Origin of the sequence: Pseudomonas sp. SWRI77 (assembly GCF_014269105.1) — a bacterium.
Lineage (GTDB): Bacteria > Pseudomonadota > Gammaproteobacteria > Pseudomonadales > Pseudomonadaceae > Aquipseudomonas > Aquipseudomonas capeferrum.
Genome location: NZ_JABWRV010000003.1, coordinates 224,555 through 245,628 on the forward strand (window position 1 = coordinate 224,555; position 21,074 = coordinate 245,628).

A 21,074-nucleotide genomic window follows, 5' to 3' on the forward strand; every position below is an offset into this window, starting at 1 on the left:
TCACTGCTCCATCATCTCCGGGTCCAGTGCCGGCAGTTTGCGCATCCCGGCCGGGGTCACCTTCAGCAGCACCGCCAGGTGCCCGCCGTCGAGGAAGGTCAGCTGGCCAGCCTTGACGTTGCTGTTGCTCTGCTTGAATTGCTCGCTGCGCAGCACGCTACCGTTGCTGTCGAGCTGGTTGACCCAGAAGTTGGCCTGCACGGCAATGAAGCGGCCTTCGGCGATGCTCAGGTTGCCTTCGATGGGGAAGTGGCCGAACTGCTCTTCACCCTCGCTCAGGGCGATGCGGCTGGGCTCGCTGCCGGCCTGCTGCTGCCAAGCCTTGTGCATGAGCACGGTGTAGTCGGCGGTGGCCTGCAGGCGGGTGACCTCGTCCTCCAGGCCCAGCGGGCGCTCGGCCGCCTTGTCCAGGGGGTTGCCGTCGGCGCGCCAGTTTTCGGGCGCGAACGGGCTGGTGAAGGCGGGCACGCTGTTTTGCCGCACCAGGATCATTTCTACCTGATACACCCCTTCGGCGAAGGCTGTTGGCGCGAACAGCGCCAGCAGCAGGGTCAGGCAACGGATGGCACGCATGGATCTTCCTTAGGCAGGCTGTGGGGTCAGGCGCTCGAACAGCGCCTCAAGGGTGTTGAAACGTTCGTCGGGGCGCTCCATCGGGACCAGGAAGCGGAACTGGGTGGCGCCTTCGAATTTGTAGCGTTTGGGCTGGCCCTGGATCAGCTTGATCAAGGTCAGCGGGTCAACCGGTGTTTCGGCCTCGAACTCGAGTTTGCCGCCGTTGGGGCCGGCATCGACTTTCTTGATGCCGAGCTTTTCCGCCTGCAGTTTGAGTGAGGTCAGGCGCATCAGGTTTTTGGTCGGCTCGGGCAGCAGGCCGAAGCGGTCGATCATCTCGACCTGCAGGTCCTTGAGGCCCTCTTCGTCGGCCGCCGAGGCGATGCGCTTGTAGAGGATCAGCCGTGCATGCACATCGGGCAGGTAGTCTTCGGGGATCAGCGCTGGCAGGCGCAGGTTGATCTCTGGGCCGCCACCGAGCGGTTGCTCCAGGTTCGGCTGGTTGCCCTTGCGGATCGCCTTGACGGCGCGTTCGAGCATTTCCATGTAGAGGGTGAAGCCCACGGCCTGGATCTGCCCGCTCTGGCCTTCGCCAAGCAGTTCGCCGGCGCCGCGGATTTCCAGGTCGTTGGTGGCCAGAACAAAACCGGCCCCCAGGTCCTGGGTATTGGCGATGGCTTCCAGGCGTTTCTCGGCGTCGCTGCTGACCTTCTGCCGTGCCGGGGTCAGCAGGTAGGCGTAGGCCTGGTGGTGGCTGCGCCCGACCCGGCCGCGCAACTGGTGCAGCTGGGCCAGGCCGAACTTGTCGGCACGCTCGATGACGATGGTGTTGGCACTGGGCACGTCGATGCCGGTCTCGATGATGGTCGAGGCGATCAGCACGTTGAAGCGCTTGTGGTAGAAGTCGCTCATCACCTGTTCCAGCTCGCGCTCGCGCATCTGCCCGTGGCCGATACCGATGCGTGCTTCCGGCACCAGTTCGGCGAGGTCTGCGGCGCATTTTTCGATGGTTTTCACATCGTTGTGCAGGTAATACACCTGGCCGCCGCGCAGCAGTTCACGCAGCAGTGCTTCTTTGACCGTGCTGTTGTTGTGCTCCATGACGAAGGTGCGCACCGACAGGCGTCGCGCCGGCGGCGTGGCGATAATCGACAGATCGCGCATGCCGGCCACGGCCATGTTCAGGGTGCGTGGAATCGGCGTGGCGGTCAGGGTGAGGATGTCCACTTCGCTGCGCAGCGCCTTGAGCTGTTCCTTCTGGCGTACGCCAAAGCGGTGCTCTTCGTCGATCACCACCAGGCCCAGGTCCTTGAAGCGGACATCGTCCTGCAGCAGCTTGTGGGTGCCGATGAGGATGTCGATCTTGCCCTCGGCAAGGTCTGCCGCAGCGCTGGCCACTTCCTTGGCCGACTTGAAGCGGCTCATCACTTCGACGGTCACCGGCCAGTCGGCGAAGCGGTCGCGGAAGCTGTTGTAGTGCTGTTGGGCGAGCAGGGTAGTAGGCACCAGTACCGCCACCTGGCGGCCGCTGTGCACGGCGATGAAGGCCGCACGCATGGCCACTTCGGTCTTGCCGAAGCCCACGTCGCCACACACCAGGCGGTCCATCGGCTTGGCCGCGAGCATGTCGGCGCGCACGGCTTCAATGGCGTTTTGCTGGTCGGGGGTTTCCTCGAAGGGGAAGCCGGCACTGAAGGTGGCGTAGTCGGCGGCCGGGTCGGCGAAGGCATAGCCTTTGCGGGCGGCGCGGCGGGCGTAGATGTCGAGCAGTTCGGCAGCGACATCGCGCACCTGTTCGGCGGCCTTGCGCTTGGCCTTCTGCCAGGCCTCGGAGCCGAGCCGGTGCAGCGGCGCCAAGGCGTCGTCGCTGCCGGTGTAGCGGGCAATCAGGTGCAGGTTGGCCACCGGCACGTAAAGCTTGGCGTTCTCGGCGTATTCCAGGGTGAGGAACTCAGCGGCCTGGCCGTCGATCTCCAGGGTCGCCAGGCCCAGGTAGCGGCCCACGCCATGGTCGATGTGCACCACCGGCGCGCCTTCGCGCAGCTCGGTGAGGTTCTTGATCACGGCATCGTTGGCGGCTTCGCCACGTTTGTCGCGGCGCCGGCGCTGCATCACGCGCTGGCCGAACAACGGGCTCTCGGCCACCAGGGCGATGGCCGGGTCGTCCAGCACCAGGCCCTCGTCAAGCGGCGCGACGGTGATCGCCAGGCGCTCGGAGCCGGTGATGAAGTCGGTCCAGCCTTCGACGGTGTGGGGGCGCAGCTTGAGGCGCTCGAGCAATTCCAGCAGCACTTCGCGACGGCCCGCCGATTCTGCGGTGAACAGTACCCGCCCGGGGAACTGGTCGAGGAACCCGGCCAGCGCGGCCAGCGGCTGATTGGCCTTGGCCTCGATGGCAAGGTCCGGCAGGGCGCGTGCAGGGAAGCGCTCACGGCCGGCGCCAGGGTCGACGTCTTCGGCGCTGACCACCACCCGCGGCCATTGCTTGAGCTGGGCGAAACAGTCTTCGACCGGCAGGAACAGTTCGGCAGGCGGCAGCAATGGCCGGCTCAGGTCGCCACGGCGGTCTTCGTAGCGCCCGCGCACGTCGTTCCAGAAGTGCTCGGCCGCCTGCTCGACACCGGGCAGGGAAAACACCTGGGTATCGCTGGGCAGGTAGTCGAACAGGGTCGAGGTTTCTTCGAAGAACAGCGGCAAGTAGTACTCGATGCCGGCCGGGATGATGCCGCTGGCCAGGTCCTGGAAGATCGCGCTGCGCCGGAAGTCGACGTCGAAGCGCTCCCGGAAGCGGGCCTTGAAGCGGGTCACTTCCTCTTTCTGCATCGGGAACTCGCGCGCCGGCAGCAGGCGCACCGAGTCGACCTTGTCGATCGAGCGCTGGGTCTCGGGGTCGAAGGTGCGCAGCGTTTCGATCTCGTCATCGAACAGGTCGATGCGGTAGGGCAATTTGCTGCCCATGGGGTACAGGTCGATGAGGGCGCCGCGCACGGCGAACTCGCCATGCTCGTACACCGTGTCGACGCAGCGGTAGCCGCTGGCTTCGAGGCGCGTGCGCATCTGCTCGACGTCGATGGTCTGGCCGATGTCCAGCACCAGGCTGCTGCCCAGCAGGAAGCGGGTCGGCGCCAGGCGATGCAGGGCGGTGGTGATCGGCACCACCAGGATGCCGTGGCTCAGCTCCGGCAGCCGGTACAGGCTGGCAATACGCTGGGAGATGATGTCCTGGTGTGGCGAGAACAGGTCGTAGGGCAGGGTTTCCCAATCGGGGAAGGGCAGCACCGGCAGGTCTGGGGCAAAGAAGCGCAGCTCCTGTTCCAGACGGTCGGCGGCCTGGCTGTCTGCCGTCAGCAGCAGGGTAAAGCGGCCAGCGCTGCTGGCGGCTTCGGCAATGGCAAGGCTGAGGGCGGCACCGGGCAGGTTGCCCCAGGTTTGTTTGCCGGCCGTGGCCGACAGTTGCGGTAGGCGCAGAACTGACACGGGAGATTGCACTCCAAGCGTTGCGGCAAAGAGACCGATTGTACCGGTGCCGGTGCCCGCTGTCAGGCTCCAAAGGCCATGAACACTGGCTCTGGCTACCACGACAGGCGCTCATTGCCCGTTCCGCGTTGGGGCGTCATAATGTAGCCCCTTTTTTCTGTCCCTACATGTGGAAGGTTCCCGTGACTCAGAAGCCCGACCAGTGTCTTGGTGAGTGGATTGATCGTGAAGCGTTGGCTGAAGCGATGATCCCGCTTATCGGTCAGCTCTACCGCAACAACAACGTGGTGAGCTCGATTTATGGCCGCAGCCTGATCAACCGTTCGGTTATCTCGATCCTCAAAGCACACCGCTTTGCGCGTCATCGTCAGGCCGACGAGACCGAACTGTCTGTCCACGAGACGTTCCCCCTGCTCAAGGCCATGAGCGAGCTGAAACTGGGCGCCGCTTCGGTCGACCTGGGCAAGCTGGCCAACAAGTTCAAGCTAGAAGGCAACGGCCGCAGCGCCGAGCAGTTCGTGCGTGAAGAACTGGCCGACGTGGTTGGCCAGCAGAACGCTTCGGCGCGTAAAGGCACCGACGTCGTGCTGTACGGTTTTGGCCGTATCGGCCGCCTGCTGGCGCGCATCCTGATCGAGAAGACCGGTGGTGGCGACGGCCTGCGTCTGCGTGCCATCGTCGTGCGCAAAGGCGCCGAGAACGACCTGGTCAAGCGTGCCAGCCTGCTGCGCCGTGACTCGGTGCACGGCCCGTTCGATGGCACCATCACCATCGACGAAGCCAACAACACCATCACCGCCAACGGCAACCTGATCCAGGTTATCTACGCCAAGAGCCCGAGCGAAGTCGACTACACCCAGTACGGTATCGACAACGCGCTGATCGTCGACAACACCGGCGTATGGCGTGATGCCGACGGCCTGGGCCAGCACCTGGCCTGCCCGGGCGCTGCCCGCGTGATCCTCACCGCACCTGGCAAGGGCGCGCTGAAGAACATCGTGCACGGCATCAACCACGGCGAAATCGCTGCTGATGACAAGATCATCTCGGCCGCCTCCTGCACCACCAACGCCATCGTGCCGGTGCTGAAGGCTGTCAACGACCAGTACGGCATCATCAATGGTCACGTCGAAACCGTTCACTCGTTCACCAACGACCAGAACCTGATCGACAACTTCCACAAGGGCAGCCGCCGTGGCCGCGCCGCGCCGCTGAACATGGTCATCACCGAGACCGGTGCCGCCACTGCTGCTGCCAAGGCGCTGCCAGTGCTCAAAGGCAAGCTGACCGGCAACGCCATTCGCGTGCCGACGCCGAACGTCTCGATGGCCATCCTGAACCTGAACCTGGAAAAGGCCACCACCCGCGAAGAGATCAACGAGTACCTGCGCCAGACGGCCATGCACTCGGACCTGCACAAGCAGATCGACTACGTCAGCTCGCAGGAAGTGGTTTCCACCGACTTCGTTGGTTCGCGCCACGCCGGTGTGGTTGATGCCGAAGCCACCATCTGCAACGACAACCGCGTTGTGCTGTACGTCTGGTACGACAACGAATTCGGTTACAGCTGCCAGGTGGTTCGCGTGATGGAAGACATGGCCGGTGTGAACCCGCCAGCGTTTCCGCGCTGATTCGCTTGTAAGGCAATGAAAAAACGGGAACCTTCGGGTTCCCGTTTTTTTGTCCTGACTATTGTGTTGTCCGGGCTTGCCCCGCGAAGAGGCCGGCCCGGATAGTCGAGTAAGCGAATGTGCGTACAGTTCTTCTCCTGGCATTGATGCTCCTCACCGCCTGCAACCAAGGCCCGACCCTGGAGCGCCTGGGCGGCCCTGCCATGGGCAGCAGCTACAGCATCCAGTACGTGCGCGAGCCCGCAGGCCCGCCCCCGGCCCAGGTGCAGGTGGCAGTCGAGGCAATCCTGCAGGAGATCGACCTGCACTACTCGACCTATCGCAGCGATTCCACCGTCAGCCAGTTCAACCAGCTCGCGGCCAACCAGTGCCTGGCGCTGCCGCGCGACATGCTCGACCTGGTCCGTTTCGGCCAGCACCTGGCTGTGCAAAGTGCCGGCGCCTTCGACCTCACTGTCGAGCCCTTGCTCGACCTCTGGGGCTTCGGCCCCCAGGCCCGTCACGAACAGGTGCCCGACCCGCAAGCCCTGGCCCAGGTGCGCCTTCGCGTGGGCTACCAGCACCTGCGCATCGAAGGCCAGGCGCTGTGCAAGGACGCCCCCATCGAGCTGGATTTCAACAGCATCGCCGCCGGCCACGCCGTTGACCTGATCGCCGAGCGCCTGCGCGCCATGGGCATTGCCAGCTTCATCGCCGAAGCCACTGGCGAGCTCAAGGCCGTTGGCCGCAAGCCTGATGGCAGCGCCTGGCGCATCGCCCTGGAGCTGCCCCGTGAAGACCGCCAGATCGCCCGCCAGGTCATCCCGGTGGATGGCCTTTCGGTATCGACCTCGGGTGACTATCGCCATTATTTCGAGGAGAATGGCCGGCGCTATTCGCACACCTTCGATGCCCGCCTCGGGCGCCCGGTCGCGCACGACCTGGCCGCCGTCACCGTGCTCGATGCCTCGGCGCTGCAGGCCGATGGCTACTCGACCCTGCTGCTGATCCTCGGGCCGGAGCGCGGCTGGGATTTCGCCATCAGCCATGACCTTGCCGCTGTGCTGGTGACTCGGGCGGAGGGTGGCTTCGTCTCCCGAACCACCCCTGCGTTCGAGCGGGCAATGAAAGGCGAGTGAAAGCGCAAGGATGGATGATCGCCAGGGAATCGGTGAACCACATGTAGTGCAGGCAAAATTGGCCTACGACGCGACCAAGGGTTAATGTGCGCGGCGTTCACGCTTGATTAGACTGCAACCGAATTTTCTCATGGCGCCCCGGCGACATGATCGCGCCCCGCGAGCCACCGTGACTCGCGGGCCAGTTCTGAAGGAGTACGCATGGCTGTCTACAACTACGACGTAGTGGTGCTGGGTTCCGGCCCGGCCGGAGAAGGCGCGGCAATGAACGCCGCCAAAGCAGGGCGCAAGGTGGCGATGGTCGACAGCCGTCGCCAGGTCGGCGGCAACTGCACCCACTTGGGCACCATCCCGTCCAAGGCACTGCGTCACTCGGTGCGGCAGATCATGCAGTTCAACACCAACCCGATGTTCCGTGCCATCGGCGAGCCCCGCTGGTTCTCCTTCCCGGACGTGCTCAAAAGCGCCGAGAAGGTCATTTCCAAGCAGGTCGCCTCGCGCACCGGCTACTACGCGCGCAACCGTGTCGACCTGTTCTTCGGCACCGGCAGCTTCGCCGACGAGCAGACCGTCGAAGTGGTCTGCCCCAACGGTGTGGTGGAAAAACTAAACGCCAAGCACATCATCATCGCCACCGGCTCGCGCCCTTATCGCCCGGCCGACATCGACTTCCATCACCCACGCGTCTACGACAGCGACACCATCCTCAGCCTCAGCCACACCCCGCGCAAACTGATCGTCTACGGCGCCGGCGTGATCGGCTGCGAGTACGCCTCGATCTTCAGCGGCTTGGGCGTGCTGGTCGAGCTGGTCGATAACCGTGGCCAGTTGCTGAGCTTCCTGGATTCGGAAATTTCCCAGGCGTTGAGCTACCACTTCAGCAACAACAACATCACCGTACGCCACAACGAGGAGTACGAGCGGGTCGAAGGCCTGGACAATGGTGTGGTCCTGCACCTGAAGTCGGGCAAGAAGATCAAGGCCGACGCCTTGCTGTGGTGCAACGGCCGTACCGGCAACACCGACAAGCTGGGCCTGGAAAACATCGGCATCAAGGTCAACAGCCGTGGCCAGATCGAGGTCGACGAGGCCTACCGCACGACTGTGCCGAACATCTACGGCGCCGGTGATGTGATCGGCTGGCCGAGCCTGGCCAGTGCCGCCCACGACCAGGGCCGTTCGGCTGCCGGCAGCATCGTCGACAATGGCAGCTGGCGCTTCGTCAATGACGTGCCGACCGGCATCTACACCATTCCGGAGATCAGCTCGATCGGCAAGAACGAGCAAGAGCTGACCCAGGCCAAGGTGCCGTACGAAGTGGGCAAGGCCTTCTTCAAAGGCATGGCGCGTGCGCAGATCGCTGGCGAGCCGCAGGGCATGCTGAAGATTCTGTTCCACCGTGAAACCCTGGAAATCCTCGGCGTGCACTGCTTCGGCTACCAGGCTTCGGAAATCGTCCACATCGGCCAGGCCATCATGAACCAGCCGGGTGAGCTGAATAACCTGAAGTACTTCGTCAACACCACCTTCAACTACCCGACCATGGCCGAAGCTTATCGGGTAGCTGCCTACGACGGCCTGAACCGGCTTTTTTAAGCGGCTCCGGCCGGTGGCCTGAGCCGGTCGGGGAGACCGATTTCAGCCCTACCCGAGGGTGGTCTTGGCCAAACCGGGAAAGTCTGTAATCAGGCTGTCCACGCCAAAATCAGCGAGCCGGCGCATCAGTGCCGGTTCGTTGACTGTCCACACCGACACGTGCAACCCCTGGCCCTGTGCCTTGAGCAGGCGCTCGGGGGTGCACAGTGTCCAGTTCAATGCCAACAGCTCGCAGCCGTAGTTCTGCGCGACCTTCAGTGGGTCGAGCCAGGCGTATTCGGCCACCAGCCCGCGCGCCACGTCCGGCACCAGCTCCAGGGCAGCACCCAGCACTTCGCGTGAGCTCGAGGTGATGGTGACTTTGTCCAGCAGGCCGTATTGCTGGGCCAGTTCACGAATCGCCAGCACCGTGCTGGCGGCGCGGGTGCGCGAGGCGCTCTTGACCTCCAGCTGCCAATGCTCGAAAGCGCATTTTTCGAACAGTTCTTCCAGTTTCGGGATGGGGCAGGGCTGCACCCAGCCCGGGCCGCCCTTGCGCGCGTCGATCTTGGTGAGGTCGGCCGCCGGCTGCTCGACCACCTTGCCGCGACGGCCGGTGGTGCGTTTGAGGGTCGGGTCGTGGATCACCATCAGTTCGTTGTCGGCCGACAGGTGCAGGTCCAGCTCGCAGCGATTGACGCCGTGGGACAGGCATTGGCGGAAGCTGTTCAGGGTGTTTTCGGGGGCTTCGCCCTTGGCGCCGCGATGGCCGTAGATCAGGGTCACGTTCGTTCCTTCAATTCAAAGGGAAAGGCTCAGGACGCAGGGTCGTTCTGTTCCAGTTGCTGGCGCCGTTGCTGTTGCTGGCGCTGCAGGATGTAACGGGCCAGCAGTTGGCGCTGGGCGTCGGTCATGTCGATGAATTCGGTGCCGACCTCGAAGCTGCCGTCCGGGCGCGGCTCGCAGTGGCTGACCTTGCCGCGCAGCAGCAGGCCGTGGGCGCGGGGCATCAGCACCATCTTCACCTTGACCCGGGTGCCGGGGGCGATGGGCTGGGCCTGGCTGGACTCGATGCCGCCTTCGGAGATGACCACTGCCTGCGGCTGGCCTATTTCGCCGATGAGGGTCTGCGCGACCACGGCGCTGAGCAGGTCGAGGCGTTTGCTCTGCGCCCGCAGAAACGCCGCGAGGGTGCGGTCTTTGTCGCTCAACTGGCGCAGCAGGTGCTGGGCTTCGAAGTCGGACAGGTGCAGCTCGCTGAGCAGGTTGAACAGCGGTGAATCATCCTGCAACACTTCTGGCTCAAGGGCTTCGGCCGCACTCAAGGGGCTGATTTGAAGTGCGATCTGATCTTCGATGCGGTAGTATTCGCGGCGATCTTCTTCGTCTAATGTCGTCATGGCGAACCCATGGTAGCGGCGGTGGTCCGAGTGTAAAGCCGCCGTAAGCGCCTCGCCACAAGGACGTTCCCTTTCATCCGAACAAGCCCCGACATGTTCAGACCTCTTTTCGCATTTATCGGCACGCGTTATACCCGTGCCAAACGTCGCAATCACTTCGTCTCGTTCATTTCCCTGACCTCGATGATCGGCCTCGCCCTGGGCGTGGTGGTGATGATCGTGGTGCTCTCGGTCATGAACGGCTTCGACCACGAGATGCGTACCCGCGTGCTGGGCATGATTCCCCATGCCACGCTCGAGAGCGGCCAGCCGCTTGACGACTGGCCTGCGCTTGCCCAACAAGTAAAGCAGAATCCGCAGGTGGTGGCGGTTGCGCCCTTCACCCAGATGCAGGGCCTGCTGACCCATGACGGCAAGGTGCAGAAGGTGCTGCTCAATGGCATCGACCCGGCGCGCGAACGCGAGGTGTCGATCATCGACAACTTCGTCCAGCAAGGCCGTCTCGACCAGCTGGCGCCGGGCGAGTGGGGCATCATGATCGGCGACAAGGCCGCGGCCAAGCTGGGTGTCGCCATCGGCGACAAGCTGACCTTCGTCGCCCCCGAGGTCAGTGTGACCCCGGCCGGCATGTTCCCACGCATGAAGCGCTTCACCGTGGTCGGTACCTTCCACGTGGGCGCCGGCGAGATCGACGGTTACCTGGGCCTGACCAACATCAACGACCTGTCCCGCCTGCACCGCTGGAAGCCGAACCAGGTGCAGGGCCTGCGCCTGAAGTTCGACGACTTGTTCCAGGCACCGCGCGTGGCCTGGGACATCGCCCAGCACTTGGGTGACCAGGAGTTCTACAGCCGTGACTGGACCCGCACCCATGGCAACCTGTACCAGGCGATCCGCATGGAGAAGGCCATGATCGGCCTGCTGTTGCTGCTGATCGTGGCGGTGGCGGCGTTCAACATCATTTCCACCCTGGTAATGGTGGTCAACGACAAGCGCGGCGACATCGCGATCTTGCGCACCCTTGGCGCCACGCCTGGGCAGATCATGGCCATCTTCATGGTGCAGGGTACGGTGATCGGTGTGATCGGCACCTTGATCGGCGCGGTGGTCGGCATCCTGGCAGCGCTCAACGTGAGCGCGGCGATTGCCGGCATTGAGACGCTGATCGGGCACAAGTTCCTCAACGCCGACGTCTATTTCATCGATTACCTGCCGTCGCAGATCATGGCCAATGACGTGTACATGGTCTGCGCTGCGGCGCTGGTCCTGAGTTTCTTCGCCACCCTGTACCCGGCCTGGCGTGCGGCCCGCACCCAGCCTGCAGAGGCGCTACGTTATGAGTGAGTCGCGCATGAGTGATAAAGCCGTTCTGAGTTGCCGCAACCTGGGCAAGTCCTACGACGAAGGCCCGGAGTCGGTACAGGTGCTGTCGGGCCTGCAGTTGGAGCTGCACCCGGGTGAGCGCGTGGCCATCGTCGGCAGCTCGGGCTCTGGCAAGAGCACCTTGCTCAACCTGCTTGGCGGCCTCGACACGCCCACCCAGGGCAGCGTCTGGCTGGCGGGTGAGGAACTGTCGGCCCTGGGTGAGCGTGCGCGTGGCCTGTTGCGCAACCGGGCACTGGGTTTCGTTTATCAATTCCACCACCTGCTGCCGGAATTCACCGCGCTGGAAAACGTCTGCATGCCGCTGCTGATCGGCCGCACGCCAATCCCGGAAGCCCGTGAGCGCGCTGAGGCGCTGCTCAAGCGGGTCGGCCTGAGCCACCGGCTCACGCACAAGCCGGCCGAGCTGTCCGGCGGCGAGCGCCAGCGTGTGGCGATCGCCCGTGCACTGGTCAACCGCCCGGGCCTGGTGATGCTCGACGAGCCTACCGGCAACCTCGACCACCACACCGCCCAGGGTATTCAGGAATTGATGCAAGAGCTGTCCAGCGCCTCGCGCACGGCGTTCCTGGTGGTAACCCACGACCTCAACCTGGCGCGCCAGATGGACCGCGTGCTTAAACTCGACGACGGTCACCTGGTGGCGATCTGAGCCGCCTGCACGGGGTGGCCTGAGCCGCCCCGCAACTCTTTCATTGGGTGTTTTACATGTTCAGACCCTTGCCCTTGTTCATCGGTGCTCGCTACACCCGTGCCAAGCGCCGCAACCATTTCATCTCGTTCATCTCGATGACTTCGATGATCGGCCTGTCCTTGGGCGTGCTGGCGATGATCGTGGTGCTGTCGGTAATGAACGGCTTCCAGCGTGAAATGAGCTCGCGCATCCTTGGCCTGGTGCCGCATGCCAGCATCCTGGGCGTGCAGCCGCTGGACGACTGGCACACGGTCGCCGATGCCGCGCTGAAAGACCCGGCAGTGATGGCCGCCGCGCCGATCACCGAGATGGAAGGCATGCTCTCGTACAAGGGCGCGATGCAGCCGATCCAGGTCAGCGGCATCGACCCGGCAGAGGAAGGCAAGGTCTCCATTGTCGGCCAGCATATTGTCCAGGGCCGTTTGCAAGACCTGCAGCCGGGTGAGTTCGGCGTGGTGATCGGTGAGCTGAGTGCGCGCCGTTTCCGCCTGAACACCGGCGACAAGCTGACCCTGATCGTGCCGGAAATCAGCAAGGCACCGGGTGGCATCACCCCGCGCATGCAGCGCCTGACGGTGGTCGGCATCTTCAAGGTTGGCGCCGAGTTGGATGGTTCGCAAGCCTACATTCACGTCGCCGATGCGGGCGAAATGCAGCGCTGGGCACCGGGCCAGGTGCAGGGCGTGCGGCTGAAGCTGCATGACCTGTATGCGGCGCCGCAGGTGTCCAAGGCCATCGTCGCGGGCCTGGGCGATGCCTACCGCGCCGATGACTGGTCGCATACCCAGGGCAGCCTGTTCAGCGCCATGAAGATGGAAAAAACCATGATCGGCCTGTTGCTGATGATGATCATCGCGGTCGCGGCGTTCAACATCATTGCCACGCTGGTGATGGTGGTGAACGACAAGGGGCCGGATATCGCCATCCTGCGTACCTTGGGCGCCACGCCTGCGCAGATCATGGGCACGTTCATGGTGCAGGGTAGCTTGATCGGTGTGGTGGGGACGTTGATCGGGGGTGTGCTGGGGGTGATTGCCGCGTTCAATGTCAGCCAGATCGTGGGCTGGCTGGAGCGGGTCAGCGGCCAGCACATCTTCACTTCGGATGTGTACTTCATCAGCAGCCTGCCTTCGCAGTTGCAGTGGGGGGATGTGGCGATGATCTGTGCGGCGGGGTTGGTGATGAGCTTTTTGGCGACTATTTACCCGGCTTATCGGGCATCGCAGGTGCAGCCGGCGATTGGCTTGGCGGTTTGAGGGCTGTTTGAGCGTTTGGGGGCGCATTGCGCCCTCGGTCACCGACCTTCAGGCAGCTCAATCACAAAGCGCGTCCAGCCGTTTTCACTCGTCGCAGAAATGCTGCCGCCATGGGCTTGCACGATCGAGCGGGTAATCGCCAAGCCTAAACCTGCATGCTCGCTACTGCCTTCCCGTCGCGCCGGGTCCACCCGGTAGAACCGATCGAACAAGCGTGGCAATGCACCCGGTTCGATTGCAGCCCCGGTATTGGCCACGCATATCCGTGAACCAGGCCCCAACGTCACCTGTACCTGCCCACCCGGCGGGGTAAAGCGCAAGGCGTTGTCGAGCAGGTTGGACAGTGCCCGGCGCAGCATATGGCGGTCCCCCTGCAGCAGCAATTGGCCTTCGCGCAACAGCCTTACATCAGAGTCTTCGGCCAGCGGGGCATAGAACTCCAGCAACGCATCCACATCCTCGTGCAAGGCCAGCGCAGCCTGACCGGGCACCAGCAGGCCGTGGTCGGCTTTGGCCAGGTACAGCATGTCGTTGATCATCTGTGCCATCCATTGCAGCTCCTCCAGGTTGCCATGCAGCGCCTCGCGGTACTCTTCGAGGCTGCGCGGGCGGGTGAGGGTGACCTGGGTGTGGGTCAGCAGGTTGGACAGCGGCGTGCGCAGTTCGTGGGCGATATCGGCCGAGAACGCCGACAGGCGCTGGAAGGCATCGTCCAGGCGTTGCAGCATGGCATTCACGGTGGTGGCCAGTTCGGCCAGTTCTTCCGGCATCTGCGCCACTGGCAAACGGGTGGTCAGCGAGCGTGCCGACACACTGGCGGCGACCTGGCCCATCTGCCGCAGGGGCCGTAGCCCGCGGCGTACGGCCCAGGCACCGAGCAGCGCCGTAGCCAGTGCCGAGAGGCCGACGGTAAGCCAGATCAAGCGCTGCATACCCTGCAGAAAATGTTGATGGTGGGTGATGTCGAGGTACAGCGTCAGCTGCGCGGATTGCGGGTCGGCCGGCTTCAGGGGCATGGCCAGGCTGCGGTAGTCGGTGCCGTCCGTGTGCAAGGTCGCAAGCCCGGAGGGCGGCGTGGTGTTGGGCAACTGCGTGCGGCTGTCGAACCACGGTGTGCCGTCTTTACCGCTGATGCGCAGGGCCAGGTCAGCCTGGTGGCTGAGCTCATCGCGCAGGGCCGGGAGCCGGGCCGCAAGCTCGGCGGGTGTGGCGACACCGGCGAGTTGCGTGCGAAACAGCGACAAGCGTGATTCGAGCAGTTGTTGGTCCAGCTCGATGAAGTGCTGTTCGCTGGCACGGTTGAACAGGATGCCGGCACCCAGCGAAACAGCAGCCGTGCAGGCCGCGAACAACAGTGCCAGGCGGCTGCCGAGGGAAAGCCTGCGCATCAATCTTGACGTTCCTCCAGTACATAACCCATGCCGCGCACCGTGTGGATCAGCTTGTTGGCGTGCGGGTCGTCGATCTTCAGGCGCAGGCGGCGAATCGCCACTTCGATGACATTGGTGTCGCTGTCGAAATTCATGTCCCAGACTTGCGAGGCAATCAGTGACTTGGGCAACACCTCACCCTGGCGCCGCAGCAGCAGTTCGAGCAGGGCGAACTCTTTGGCGGTGAGGTCGATGCGCTGGCCGGCACGCTCGGCACGGCGGCGGATCAGGTCCAGGCGCAGGTCGGCCAGGCTCAAGGTGGTGTCCAGGCTGGGGCTGGCGCCGCGGCGCAGCAGGCTGCGTACCCGTGCCAGCAGTTCGGAGAAGGCGAACGGCTTGACCAGGTAATCATCCGCGCCCAGCTCCAGGCCGTGCACGCGGTCCTCGACGGCATCGCGGGCGGTGAGGAACAGCACAGGTGTGTCCAGGCCGGCCTGGCGCACGGCTTGCAGAATCTGCCAGCCGTTGCGGCCAGGCAGCATGACATCGAGGATCAACAAGTCGTGATCGCCGCTTAGCGCCAGGTGCTGGCCGGTTTCGCCATCGGCCGCCAGTTCGGTGGCAAAGCCTGCTTCGCTCAGGCCTTGGCTGAGGTACTGGCCGGTGCGGGCCTGGTCTTCGACGATCAACAGTTTCATGCGGTGTCCACACTATCGGAGGCAGCCCTGTGCGGGCGGTGTGATGACTGAAATGATACGTGACTATATCAAGGGCCGCCCACGCGCCGCCCAAGCTGACAAAGTTGTAATCTTCCTGTCAGGTAGTTGCCAGCCGGCCTTTTCTAAAGTGGCCTTATCCCCGCTGTAAGCTTTGGAGTCATCATGAAACACCTGTTCATCGCCGCCGCCCTTGCTCTGGTGAGCCTGCCCGCCCTGGCTGACGGTGGCAAAAGCTTCGCCTTCGGCGAGCCGGCCCCGGCGGCCAAGGCTACCCGCACGGTCGAGGTCGTGCTCAAGGACATCGCGTTCGAGCCCAAGCGCCTGCACGCCAAAGCCGGCGAAACCGTGCGTTTTGTCTTGATCAACGAAGGCAAGTTGCCCCACGAGTTCAACCTGGGCGACAAGGCCATGCACGCGGAGCACCAGAAGCAGATGGTCGCCATGCAGGGCAAGCTGTTTACCGCAGGCATGCACCACGAGGGCATGGACCACGGCCAGATGGACCACGGCCAGATGGGCCACGCAGACCATGGCCATGACGCGGGCAACACCGTGCTGGTACAACCGGGCCAGCGTGCCGAGCTGACCTGGACCTTCCGCAAGTCGGCGCCCATCGAGTTCGCCTGCAACGTGCCGGGGCACTACCAGGCCGGCATGGTCGGGCCGCTGACCATCGAGTGACTTGCCCTGCAAGGCGGGCGGTAAAAACGGTAGACTAGGGGTATTTCGAACCTTCAGGTCAGTTTCCATGCATCCCGCCGCCGAACACTCCCCGCTGGGCAAGTCCAGCGAATACATCGCTACCTACTCCCCTGAGCTGCTGTTCCCGATCCCGCGTACTGCCAAGTGGGCCGAGCTGGGCGTCACTGCCCAGACCCTGCCATGGCAGGGCGTGGACTACTGGAACTGCTTCGAGTTGTCGTGGCTGTTGCCCTCGGGCAAGCCGGTGGTAGCGATCGGTGAGTTCGCCATCCCTGCCGATTCGCCGAACATCATCGAGTCCAAGTCGTTCAAGTTGTACCTGAACTCGCTGAACCAGACGGTGTTCGCCGCGATTGGCGAGCTGCAGGCTTGCCTGGAGAAGGACTTGTCGGCAGCCGCTGGCAAGCCGGTCAGCGTCAAGGTTCGCACCTTGGCTGAAGTCGAGGCCCAGGGGGTGGTGGCGTTGCCGGGGCAGTGCATCGATGCACTGGATGTGGCCATCAGCAACTATGAACAGCCGCAACCGGAGCTGCTGCGCTGCAACCCGGAGCGTGTGGTGGAAGAGACCGTACACAGCCATTTGCTCAAATCCAACTGCCCGGTCACCGGTCAACCGGACTGGGGGAGCGTCGTGGTCGAGTACAAGGGCAGGGCGCTGGACCATGCCAGCCTGCTGACTTACCTGATCAGCTTCCGTCAGCATGCCGACTTCCATGAGCAGTGCGTGGAGCGGATCTACCTGGACTTGAAGAACCTGCTGCAGCCTGAGCATTTGACGGTGTATGCGCGGTATGTGCGACGAGGGGGGCTGGATATCAACCCGTATCGTAGCACCGGGGCGATCAGCCCGAATAACGTGCGCCTGGTGCGTCAGTAATTCTGACATGACGGGGCCGTTTCTCGGCCCATTCGCGGGGCAAGCCCGCTCCCACAGGTACCGCGCTGCCCTCAAGTACAGCTAATAGCCTGTTGGAGCGGGCTTGCCCCGCGAATGGGCCGAGAAACGGCCCTTGCTATTTCAGATCCCCATGCTGTGCAGCGAATTGGCAATGCTGCGCAGGGTAGCGGTCAAGTCGGGGTGATCAGCCTCGAAGCGTTCAATCGCCAGGTTCACGCCATCCACCAGGTTGTTGTCCGGCGTGGCTTCTTCAAGCTTCAGTTGCGCTTCTATCTGTCTGGCTTCCTCATGCAGGGCGGCCAGCTCTTCTTCCGAAAGCGGTACGTTCCGGTCCAGTTGCTCGCGCAAGCTGTTCAGACGCTCTTGCAATTCGCGGGCAGGCATTGGCTTTTCTCCATCAATGGCTTGGCAAGGCATGGACCTCAGCGAAGCGGCAAAGGTTCTGGCCTGCTTTCAATGTAATCCACTTGCAGCCGCTTTGCATGATCCGCATCAAAGGTGCTGTATCAGGGTTTTTCACCCTTGCGGCGCCGTTGGGCAATGTCCTGCAGGCAGGTGTCCAGCGCTTCGAGGTGATCGATCACCGAGTGCACGCCCAGGCTGAACAGTTCGAGGGTGGCCTTGCCGCGGGCCAGGTCCCGCTCCTGTTGGCTCATGGCTTGCCAATGGCGGGAACTGAGGTCGCAATAAGGGCTGCAGGCGGCCAGGCCCACGGTCCACAAGCCGGCGTTCAGGCCCGATTGCAATAGCGCCGGTTCGCCACTGACCAGTACGCAGCCATCCAGGCGCGCGCTGTCCAGCGCCATCAGTGCCTGCCAGCAGGCGTTCGGTGCCGGCCAGCGCACACCATTAACCGAATGCCCCGGCAACCAGTCGGGCAGCACGTTGGCCAGGCGTTTGCCTTGCGTGGCACTCAGGTCGTCCAGCCAGATGCAGGGCACCTGGCGCTGGCGCAGGCTGGCGAGTGTTGCCAGGGCGCCGGGCGCGGGCAGCGGGTTGCCGTTCGCCCCCTGGACCAGGCAGCCACGCAGGCCGAACAGCACAGCAGTGAAGGCGGATGCATCGTGCATGGCAACTTCCCTGAAATAGTCCGCAGGCTATGCCGCCATTGTTACTGGGCGATGACGGTGCAACATGCGCTCACAAAATCTTGAGCAAAAATGTGTAATGCTGGTGATCAGCCCGTAAGCCCTTATACTTGCGCCTTACCAGCAGCGCGCCCGGTGCGGCTGCGGCCAAGAAATTCGATGGAGAGACATCTATGCGTAGGATCGGTGCCGGTGTGATCGAGCGAGTCACCCAGGCCTGTGTCTGCGCCAGCTTGCTGCTGGCGCCCGTGGCGGCTACCCAGGCGGCCACCGAGGACGACCCGTGGGAGGCGGTCAACCGACCGATCTTCAGGTTTAACGATACCGTCGACACCTATGCCCTCAAGCCATTGGCCAAGGGCTACGAGGCGGTGACGCCGCAATTCCTCGAAGACGGCATCCACAATGTCTTCCGCAACCTGGGCGACGTGACCAACCTGGTCAACAACGTGCTGCAGCTCAAGCCGCATGCGGCAGGGGTGGACACCGCACGCTTGATCGTCAACACCACGTTCGGCATCGGTGGCTTCTTCGACGTCGGCACCAAGATGGGCCTGCAGCGCAGCGACGAGGACTTTGGCCAGACCCTGGGCTACTGGGGTGTGGGCAGCGGCCCTTACGTAGTCATCCCGTTGCTGGGCCCAAGCACCGTGCGTGATGGCCTGGCCAAGTACCCTGACAGCTACACCAAGCCCTACCGCTATATCGACCATGTGCCGACGCGCAACTCGATCTTTGCACTGGACGTGATCGATACCCGCGCCAGCCTGCTGCCGGCGGAAAAACTGATTCAGGGCGACAAGTACATCTTCATTCGCAACGCCTACCTGCAGAACCGCGAGTTCAAGGTCAAGGACGGCGAAGTCGAAGACGACTTCTGATTCTTGAACAAGGGGCTGCCCTGCAGCCCCCGCGTCAATGCATGGCCAGGATGCGCAGGCCGAACTTCTGCTGCCCATCGGGCTGATCGGCGATCCACACCACCTCGGTGCTGGCGTGCAAGCCCTTGAGCGCCGGGTGATCGGAATCGATCCGCACCTCAAGCGTATCCCCCACCTGAAAGCGCTGCGGCGCCTGCACCTGCATGCCCCCGCTGGACAGGTCCAGGCACACCGCCGCAATCACCTGGCCTTCGTGCAGCAGGCTCACCTCGGTATCGATGCGCATGCGGATGAAATCGCGTTTTTCGCTGTGGTTGGAGGGCGTCTGAGGCATGCTGCATCCTTCCCTTTGGGTTGCACGGGTCGGCTTTCTTATAACTCCCGGTGATTTGGCCTGTAAAGAGCAGCGAGGTCGACCCTCGTACGCTTGAAACGCCTGGCGGATGGGAGTACCGTCTGCGCCTTACAGGGTAGCGCTGATAGTTGCCGGGCGGGTCTTCTTGTCCTACAACTCAAGTAGAGTGTTACCACAGAGTATTCCCGTAGCTGGCCGTCAGCTTTGCCGACACCGCTGCACCAACCCAAATCGGCGCCGTTCGCCCACATGCAGAAAACCAGTGCAACGCTGTTGATCATCGATGACGACGACGTGGTCCGTGCGAGCCTCGCCGCCTATCTTGAAGACAGTGGTTTCAGCGTCCTCCAGGCCGGTAATGGCCAGCAGGGGCTTCAGGTCTTCGAAGAACACCAGCCCGACCTCGTGATCTGCGATCTGCGCATGCCGCAGATGGGCGGGCTCGAACTGATCCGCCAGATCAGCGAGCGCGCGCCGCAATTGCCGGTGATCGTGGTGTCCGGTGCCGGCGTCATGAGCGATGCGGTCGAGGCCTTGCGCCTGGGCGCTGCCGACTACCTGATCAAGCCGCTGGAAGACCTTGCCGTGCTCGAGCATTCGGTGCGCCGGGCGCTCGACCGTTCGCGCCTGGTGCTGGAAAACCAGCGCTACCGCGACAAGCTCGAAGCGGCCAACCGTGAGCTTGAAGCCAGCCTGCACCTGCTGCAGGAGGACCAGACCGCCGGTCGGCAGGTGCAGATGAACATGCTGCCGGAAAGCCCCTGGGTAGCCGGCGAGTTCGCGTTCGAGCACCAGATCATCCCGTCGCTGTACCTGTCGGGTGACTTCGCCGACTACTTCCGTGTGGATGACCGCCGCATCGCCTTCTACCTCGCCGATGTCTCCGGGCATGGCGCGTCGTCGGCCTTCGTCACGGTGCTGCTCAAGTTCATGACCACGCGCCTGTTGTTCGAATTCAAGCGCGGCAGCAAGATGCGCGAGTTCAAGCCTTCGCAAGTGCTCAGCCACATCAACCGCGGGCTGATCAACTGCAAGCTGGGCAAGCATGTGACCATGGTCGGCGGTGTGATCGACGAAGACACCGGCCTGTTGACCTATGCCGTGGGCGGCCACTTGCCGCTGCCGGTGCTGTACACCCCGGGCAGTACCCGCTACCTGGAAGGCCGCGGCCTGCCGGTGGGGTTGTTCGACGAGGCCAGTTACCAGGACCTGGTGGTGGAGCTGCCGCCTGTGTTCAGCCTCAGCTTGATGTCCGATGGCATTCTGGACCTTTTGCCGGGTGACACGCTCAAAGATAAAGAAGCCGCCTTGCCAGAAATCGTCAAGGCAGCGGGTGGCAGCCTGGATGGGCTGCGCCAACGATTTGGATTGGCTACGCTTGGGGAGATGCCGGATGATATCGCCCTATTGGTGTTGAGCAGGAACCTTCAATGAGTACCGGTAGAATTCAGTTCGCCGAGCAAAGCGGTACCTTTGTACTGAAATTCGTCGGTGAAGTGCGCCTGACCTTGTGTTCGGCGCTGGATGCGACGATCGAGAAAATCTTCACTGCGCTGAATTTCTCGGCCATCGTCATCGACTTGACTGAAACCGAGAGCATCGACAGCACCACCTTGGGCTTGCTGGCCAAGTTGTCGATCCTGTCGCGCCAGAAGGTTGGGCTGCTGCCGACCGTGGTCACCACCAACCCGGATATTTCCCGGTTGCTGCAGTCGATGGGCTTCGATCAGGTGTTCAACATCGTCGATCGTCCGATACCGTGCCCGGAGTGCCTGACCGACCTGCCGTCGCAGGACCAGAACGAAGAGGTGGTGCGGTCAAAGGTGCTGGAGGCGCACAAGATCCTGATGGGCTTGAATGACTCCAACCGTGAAGCCTTCCATGACCTGGTGAATGCGCTAGAGCGCACCTGATTCATTGCCTTTACCGGCCCGTGGCCGCGGGCTTACCCCGCCAAGAGGTCGGTAAAGGT

At 63.3% G+C, this 21,074-nt stretch carries 20 protein-coding genes; 11 read left to right on the forward strand and 9 right to left on the reverse strand.

Annotated elements, in window-relative coordinates; all coding sequences use genetic code 11:
- Both HU766_RS04850 and mfd read right to left on the reverse strand, forming a co-directional pair.
- A complete protein-coding gene (locus HU766_RS04850; RefSeq protein ID WP_033700403.1) occupies positions 1-573 on the reverse strand; it encodes a CsiV family protein in 573 nt (190 codons plus the stop codon).
- A 9-nt stretch (positions 574-582) separates the two neighbouring features.
- Positions 583-4,032, reverse strand: a complete 3,450-nt coding sequence (mfd, locus tag HU766_RS04855; RefSeq protein WP_186654043.1) for a transcription-repair coupling factor — start codon at positions 4,030-4,032, stop codon at positions 583-585.
- Positions 4,033-4,199: 167 nt separating this feature from the next.
- Here mfd and HU766_RS04860 point away from each other — a divergent pair, with 167 nt between their 5' ends.
- The 3 genes from HU766_RS04860 (at position 4,200) to sthA (ending at position 8,377) form a co-directional block, all read left to right on the forward strand.
- Positions 4,200-5,663: a glyceraldehyde-3-phosphate dehydrogenase gene (locus tag HU766_RS04860; RefSeq protein ID WP_033700399.1), complete on the forward strand. Its 1,464-nt coding sequence runs from the start codon at positions 4,200-4,202 to the stop codon at positions 5,661-5,663.
- A 119-nt stretch (positions 5,664-5,782) separates the two neighbouring features.
- Complete coding sequence (locus tag HU766_RS04865; RefSeq protein ID WP_186654049.1) at positions 5,783-6,781, forward strand: FAD:protein FMN transferase; 999 nt, start codon at positions 5,783-5,785, stop codon at positions 6,779-6,781.
- 201 nt (positions 6,782-6,982) lie between these two features.
- Entirely contained in the window at positions 6,983-8,377 is a 1,395-nt protein-coding gene (gene sthA / locus HU766_RS04870; RefSeq protein WP_033700396.1) for a Si-specific NAD(P)(+) transhydrogenase, read from the forward strand.
- Between the two features lie 48 nt (positions 8,378-8,425).
- On the opposite strand, the gene HU766_RS04875 is transcribed toward sthA, so the two are convergent.
- Both HU766_RS04875 and HU766_RS04880 read right to left on the reverse strand, forming a co-directional pair.
- Complete coding sequence (locus HU766_RS04875; RefSeq protein WP_033700395.1) at positions 8,426-9,142, reverse strand: glycerophosphodiester phosphodiesterase; 717 nt, start codon at positions 9,140-9,142, stop codon at positions 8,426-8,428.
- Positions 9,143-9,171: 29 nt separating this feature from the next.
- A complete protein-coding gene (locus tag HU766_RS04880) occupies positions 9,172-9,756 on the reverse strand; it encodes a PilZ domain-containing protein (RefSeq protein WP_186654052.1) in 585 nt (194 codons plus the stop codon).
- Positions 9,757-9,849: 93 nt separating this feature from the next.
- Here HU766_RS04880 and HU766_RS04885 point away from each other — a divergent pair, with 93 nt between their 5' ends.
- From HU766_RS04885 to HU766_RS04895, 3 genes are read left to right on the forward strand one after another with little or no spacing between them, the layout of a single operon-like run.
- A complete protein-coding gene (locus HU766_RS04885; protein ID WP_033700392.1) occupies positions 9,850-11,100 on the forward strand; it encodes a lipoprotein-releasing ABC transporter permease subunit in 1,251 nt (416 codons plus the stop codon).
- Positions 11,101-11,107: 7 nt separating this feature from the next.
- Entirely contained in the window at positions 11,108-11,791 is a 684-nt protein-coding gene (gene lolD, locus HU766_RS04890) for a lipoprotein-releasing ABC transporter ATP-binding protein LolD (RefSeq protein WP_177326495.1), read from the forward strand.
- Between the two features lie 56 nt (positions 11,792-11,847).
- Positions 11,848-13,089 carry a lipoprotein-releasing ABC transporter permease subunit gene (locus HU766_RS04895; protein WP_186654055.1) on the forward strand — a complete coding sequence of 414 codons (1,242 nt, stop codon included), beginning with the start codon at positions 11,848-11,850 and terminating at the stop codon, positions 13,087-13,089.
- Positions 13,090-13,127: 38 nt separating this feature from the next.
- On the opposite strand, the gene HU766_RS04900 is transcribed toward HU766_RS04895, so the two are convergent.
- Both HU766_RS04900 and cinR read right to left on the reverse strand, forming a co-directional pair.
- Entirely contained in the window at positions 13,128-14,480 is a 1,353-nt protein-coding gene (locus HU766_RS04900; RefSeq protein ID WP_202883655.1) for a heavy metal sensor histidine kinase, read from the reverse strand.
- A complete protein-coding gene (gene cinR / locus HU766_RS04905) occupies positions 14,477-15,157 on the reverse strand; it encodes a two-component system response regulator CinR (protein ID WP_033700385.1) in 681 nt (226 codons plus the stop codon). Before cinR ends, HU766_RS04900 begins: the two co-directional genes overlap by 4 nt.
- A gap of 183 nt (positions 15,158-15,340) precedes the next feature.
- Here cinR and HU766_RS04910 point away from each other — a divergent pair, with 183 nt between their 5' ends.
- Together HU766_RS04910 and queF are read left to right on the forward strand one after the other, a co-directional pair.
- The gene (locus HU766_RS04910; RefSeq protein WP_186654061.1) at positions 15,341-15,859 is read left to right on the forward strand and encodes a cupredoxin family protein; all 519 of its coding nucleotides are present in this window, start codon (positions 15,341-15,343) and stop codon (positions 15,857-15,859) included.
- A 67-nt stretch (positions 15,860-15,926) separates the two neighbouring features.
- On the forward strand, positions 15,927-16,757 hold the full coding sequence (gene queF / locus HU766_RS04915; RefSeq protein WP_033700383.1) for an NADPH-dependent 7-cyano-7-deazaguanine reductase QueF: 831 nt from the start codon (positions 15,927-15,929) through the stop codon (positions 16,755-16,757).
- 141 nt (positions 16,758-16,898) lie between these two features.
- Here queF and HU766_RS04920 read toward each other — a convergent pair whose 3' ends face one another.
- Positions 16,899-17,162 (reverse strand): DUF4404 family protein, encoded by a 264-nt coding sequence (locus tag HU766_RS04920; RefSeq protein WP_003248815.1) that lies wholly within the window; start codon positions 17,160-17,162, stop codon positions 16,899-16,901.
- Positions 17,163-17,284: 122 nt separating this feature from the next.
- On the reverse strand, positions 17,285-17,848 hold the full coding sequence (locus HU766_RS04925; protein WP_033700381.1) for a hypothetical protein: 564 nt from the start codon (positions 17,846-17,848) through the stop codon (positions 17,285-17,287).
- 191 nt (positions 17,849-18,039) lie between these two features.
- On the opposite strand from HU766_RS04925, the gene HU766_RS04930 reads away from it, so the two are divergent.
- The gene (locus HU766_RS04930; RefSeq protein ID WP_033700380.1) at positions 18,040-18,747 is read left to right on the forward strand and encodes a VacJ family lipoprotein; all 708 of its coding nucleotides are present in this window, start codon (positions 18,040-18,042) and stop codon (positions 18,745-18,747) included.
- 34 nt (positions 18,748-18,781) lie between these two features.
- On the opposite strand, the gene HU766_RS04935 is transcribed toward HU766_RS04930, so the two are convergent.
- Positions 18,782-19,081 (reverse strand): PilZ domain-containing protein, encoded by a 300-nt coding sequence (locus tag HU766_RS04935; RefSeq protein WP_033700379.1) that lies wholly within the window; start codon positions 19,079-19,081, stop codon positions 18,782-18,784.
- Between the two features lie 270 nt (positions 19,082-19,351).
- On the opposite strand from HU766_RS04935, the gene rssB reads away from it, so the two are divergent.
- Positions 19,352-20,536 carry a two-component system response regulator RssB gene (gene rssB / locus HU766_RS04940; RefSeq protein WP_186654064.1) on the forward strand — a complete coding sequence of 395 codons (1,185 nt, stop codon included), beginning with the start codon at positions 19,352-19,354 and terminating at the stop codon, positions 20,534-20,536.
- On the forward strand, positions 20,533-21,015 hold the full coding sequence (gene rssC, locus HU766_RS04945) for an anti-sigma factor antagonist RssC (protein ID WP_016500715.1): 483 nt from the start codon (positions 20,533-20,535) through the stop codon (positions 21,013-21,015). Before rssB ends, rssC begins: the two co-directional genes overlap by 4 nt.
- The last annotated feature ends 59 nt before the right edge of the window (positions 21,016-21,074 follow it).